The organism is Dactylosporangium sp. NPDC050688, from assembly GCF_040654515.1.
GTDB lineage: Bacteria > Actinomycetota > Actinomycetes > Mycobacteriales > Micromonosporaceae > Dactylosporangium.
In genome coordinates this window covers 1-4,429 of sequence record NZ_JBFAIC010000155.1, presented here as the reverse complement: position 1 = coordinate 4,429, position 4,429 = coordinate 1, and the positions used below count along the sequence as shown (strand labels likewise).

At 68.4% G+C, this 4,429-nt stretch carries 4 protein-coding genes and 1 pseudogene; 4 read left to right on the top strand and 1 reads right to left on the bottom strand.

Annotated features, from left to right (window positions below; genetic code table 11):
• Window positions 1-107: 107 nt before the first annotated feature.
• From AB0H83_RS51510 to AB0H83_RS51495, 4 genes and pseudogenes are all read left to right on the top strand, one after another.
• Window positions 108-782 (top strand): annotated as a pseudogene (locus tag AB0H83_RS51510) (transposase); the annotation flags it as partial.
• Window positions 783-790: 8 nt separating this feature from the next.
• Window positions 791-1,303 carry a hypothetical protein gene (locus tag AB0H83_RS51505; protein ID WP_360111300.1) on the top strand — a complete coding sequence of 171 codons (513 nt, stop codon included), beginning with the start codon at window positions 791-793 and terminating at the stop codon, window positions 1,301-1,303.
• Complete coding sequence (locus AB0H83_RS51500; protein ID WP_360111297.1) at window positions 1,300-2,763, top strand: hypothetical protein; 1,464 nt, start codon at window positions 1,300-1,302, stop codon at window positions 2,761-2,763. Before AB0H83_RS51505 ends, AB0H83_RS51500 begins: the two co-directional genes overlap by 4 nt.
• 24 nt (window positions 2,764-2,787) lie before the next feature.
• Window positions 2,788-3,513, top strand: coding sequence for a glycosyltransferase family 2 protein (locus tag AB0H83_RS51495; protein ID WP_360111294.1), 726 nt, complete (start codon window positions 2,788-2,790; stop codon window positions 3,511-3,513).
• Between the two features lie 268 nt (window positions 3,514-3,781).
• Here the strand turns inward: AB0H83_RS51495 and AB0H83_RS51490 are convergent.
• Window positions 3,782-4,429 (bottom strand): integrase core domain-containing protein (locus AB0H83_RS51490; RefSeq protein WP_360111291.1); only part of this gene is annotated, 648 nt, incomplete at its 5' end.

Genomic DNA, 4,429 nt, shown 5'->3' with positions numbered 1-4,429 from the left:
TCCGCTCCGATCTTGACGGCCGGGCAACGTGTTGGCCAAGAGGAAGCGGGCAGAGCCCACCACCTGCATGGATGGCATTCTCGGCAGGCGCAGAGTTCCACCTCACCGACCCCACCACCTGGCCAATCCCGGCAGCAGCCACCAGTACCGGCACCAGCCGCTACGGCACCGCCCACGCCACCGCGTGGGACCGGCTGCACCCCCGGCTCACCCGCCGCGCCGCCTGGCTCGACCACGACGGCGACCTACCCATCCTCGAAGGCACCCTGATCCGGCTCACCGTCCAATGGCTGCCCGGCGACCGCACACCAGACCCGATCTGGCTCTGGTCCTCCCACACCGGCGCGCAACCGTCCGATGTGGACAAACTCTGGCAGGCATACCTTCGCCGGTTCGACCTTGAACACACCTTCCGACTGTTCAAACAGACCCTCGGCTGGACCAGACCGAAACTGCGCGACCCGGCCGCCGCCGACCGCTGGACCTGGCTCGTGATCGCCGCGCACACCCAACTCCGGCTCGCCCGAACCCTCACCACCGACCTTCGCCGCCCCTGGGAACGACCCACCACCGACGGCCGGCTCACACCGGCACGAGTACGCCGCGGATTTCGCAACCTCCGCCCGAAGACCACTCACCCCACACAAGCACCGAAACCAAGCACACCCGGCCCAGGACGCCCACCAGGCTCCAGGAACCGCCGATCCGCACCACGCCACGACGTCGGCAAACTCACCAAACGAGAACTCACAGTCACCGCACACAAACAACGCGCAGGTTAAACAATAAGGTGATCGAACTGACGCCGGTGGGCCTCGACGCGGCCGGCGGCGCCGACGAAGATGGGCGCGTGACAGCGGATGCCCATGGCTTGGTTCAGGCGCTTGAGCCACGTCAGCCAAGACCGTCCCGGTTCGTTCGACAGGTGGTCATCCCGGCATTGACAATCTTGGCGGCCGTTGTCGGGACCATCGGCATGCAAGGGGCCTGGTGCGCCACCATGGCCGGTTATGACGCGAACGTCGACGGGGTGCGTAACCCGCAGGACGTGGCGTTGTACCTGAACCTCAAGGAAATCCTCCGACAGGTCCAGGAGCGGGTGCCAGCTGGAGCAACCGTGTTCGTTCCGTGGGCGGCCGACCCGGCGGACGCCACATCGTTGATGTGGAGCATGCATCTCAACGAGATCGCGTTGATGGCCGGACACCCCTTGACCGGTGCCGACCGTGCGGCATATTGGCTGAGCGTGGTGCAACAAGGCGGGCGCGCCACGCTCGTGGTCCAGCCCCGGACCGGCCGGTGACAGACATCCTCGCGGCCGGCGCGGCGGTGCTCGTCGCCGGATTCCCCGGCGCCTGGCTCATGGCCCGCCGGCTCCCACTCGCGCTGCTGCTGGTACCGCTCACGGCCGGGCTCACCGCGACCGCCGCCGTGCTGTTGATGCTCGTCGCCGGCGGCGCCCTGGTCTGGTGGGCCCTGCTGCTGGTGGCCGGCCAGTGCGTTCTCCTGCTCCGGGCGGTGCACCGCGGGCCGGGACGGCCATTGCCGCACGCCGGCTGGCTCGATTCCCTGTGCTACGTGGTGCCGCTGCTGCCGCCGTTGACGACGGTACGGCTGGTGCCGGTGCAGTGGGACGCGCATGCCATCTGGTGGTTGCACGCCGGATACTTCGCCCTCGACAGTGCTACGGCCCGCAGCGCCATCGGTGACTCCAGGCTGGCGTTCTCGCACACCGACTACCCGCCGCTGCTGTCGGCCGTCGTCGCCGGCGCGTGGCGGGTCGGCGGCGCCGACCTGCGGGTCGCGCAGTTCACCTCGACCCTGGTCACCGCCGCCGGGTTCGCGCTGCTGGCCTACGCGGTACGCGCGAACACCGCGGGACTGGTGCCGGCGTGGGCGTCCCGCCTCGCGGCCGCCGTGGTGGCCCTGGCGGCCTGGGGGTTCTACCCGGTCGGGGTCGTCGAGGGCCTCGCGGACTCGCTGTGGGCGGCGACCTTCGCGGCCGGTGCCGTGTTTCTGCTGGTCGGCCGAGACGGGACAGAGCGGGACGGCCAACCGCGGGACGGCCCGGAGCCGCGGGCCGGCGGGGACGGGCGCGGTGTCCCGGAAGGCTCCAGCCGGCTGAGCCGGCTGGTGGTCGCGCCGGTCGGGCGGCTCGCGTTGCCGGTGCTGCTGCTCACGGTCGCCGCGCTCGTTAAGACCGAAGGTTCGGTAGCCGTCACGGAACTCGCCGTCGTCGCGACGTTGCGGTACCGGCGCCGGCTGGGCGCCATCTGGCCGGTGTGGCTTCCCGTCATCGCTGGCCAGTGCTGGTCGCGCCTGGCCGCACGGCTCGGCGCGACCAGCGACCTGGTCGCGGGCGGCCATTTCACCGGCCTGCTTCAGGGCGACCCGGCCGTCTGGAACCGGCTGCCACCCACGGTCGACTCGCTCTGGTCGTTACTGTGGCCGGTGACCGTGCCGGCGCTCGCCGCCGCCGTCCTCGGCGCGGTCTTCCTCGGCGGCCGCCGGGCCGTCCTGGGCCTGGGCGGCGACGGCTGGCTCTGGCTGACCTACGCCCTGTTCCTGGCCACCCTCTTCATCACGTACCTGACCAGCCCGAACGACATCAACTGGCACCTGTCCACTTCGGCCAACCGAATCATCGGGCCGCTCTGCCTGCTTGCCGTCGTCAGCGCCGTGTTCTGGGGCATCGTCGGCGCCCATTCCCTGTCACGACCACCCGCCGCAGCAGCGACCCCCGCAGCCGCGCCGCGCCCCTGAGGAATTCGTTTCTGGAGGCCATTCGTGAAGTTGTCGATTTTGATGCCGGTATACAACGAGGAGGCCCGTCTGGCCGACGCTCTCACTCAGGCCCTGGATGTCAAATACACCACCGACATCGAGCTGGTGGTGGTGGACGACGGTAGCCGGGACCGGACGGCGGAGATTTTGCGAGGGGTTCAGGATCCACGGGTGCGGGCGATTTTCCATGAGCGCAACCAGGGAAAGGGCGCGGCGATCCGGACGGCGGTGGAGAATGCCACGGGCGAATACCTGGTAGTTCTGGACGCGGATCTGGAATACGACCCGAACGACATTCCCCGGCTGATTCAGCCAGTGCTGGACGGGCACGCGACAGTGGTGTACGGCAACCGTACGTTCGGCAGCCACAGCAGTTTCTCGTTCTGGTACGTCATGGGCAACAAAGCGGTGACGACGGCGGCCAACGTGCTGTTCAACTGCTACATCGGCGACCTGGAGACGTGTTACAAGTTGATGCCGGTGGCGTTGTACCGGTCGTTGAACGTATCCAGCCGGGGGTTCGGGATGGAGGCGGAGGTGACCGGCAAGTTGCTGCGCCGGAAGGTGCGTCCGTACGAGGTGCCCATCAGCTACCGGGCGCGCTCCCGCGAGGAGGGCAAGAAGATCACCTGGCGGGACGGCGTGCAGGCGCTATGGATCCTGCTCCGCGAGCGCGCCCGCCGGCCCGGCGCGATCCAGTTGCCCACCGGCGTGATCCCCCGGCCGTGAACCGTCGCGGCCGGTTGTCGCCGGGTGGGACGGTGGTTCCGGCCGTCGCCAGCGGAACCACCGTCCGTGGTCAGGCTGAGGAAGGTTCGGCGCTCAGAAGTTCGGGTCGCTACCCTCGGAGGCCTTGAACTGCGGCGCCACCGCCATCAGGCCGGACGGGGCGGAGGTGCTGCATTGGTAGATGGTCGTCGTCTTTTGTCAGGGGTGGAACCGGCGCAGGATCGCCGCCCGCCACACCTGTGCTTGCCGAAAACCTCATCCGTGCAGGTCAAGCGGCGTGTTCGTATTCGTGGAGGATGCCGCCGAGGCGATCGTGTCGTCGGACGCGGAGCCTGGCTATCTGGTCCGGATCAGCGATCGGTGTGGGCAGTGGGCGCAGCGGTCGGGCGTTGGCGAGGCCTTGGTGTGGTCGATGTTCGTTATAGAAGTGTTCGAATTCGCGCAGGGCGTGCAGGAGGTGTCGTTGGTTCCAGATCAGCGTTCGGTCCAGCAGTTCGTGGCGGCAGGTCCGTACCCACCGTTCCATGATCGAGTTCATGCGGGGTGTTTGGATGCCGCTGAGCACGACCTTGGTGCCAGCGTCGGTGAGCACGGCGTCGAACAGTTCGGGGAACTTGCCGTCCCGATCGCGGATCAAATATCTGGCTTTGGAACCGGTGTCCTCGAGGTCCATGGCGAGGTTCTTCGCGGCCTGTGCCACCCATGCGGTGCTTGGGTGCGGGGTGGCGCCGAGGATGTGAATGCGGCGGGTGGCGTGCTCGATCGCCGCGAGCACGTACATCCGGGTTCCGGTGAGGGTGACTGTCTCCAGGAAGTCGCAGGCCAGCAGGGCGTCGGCCTGGGAGCGTAGGAAGTCGGCCCAGGTGCTGGACGCCCGCTCGGGTGCCGGGTCGATCCCGGCGTCTTGCAGGATCTC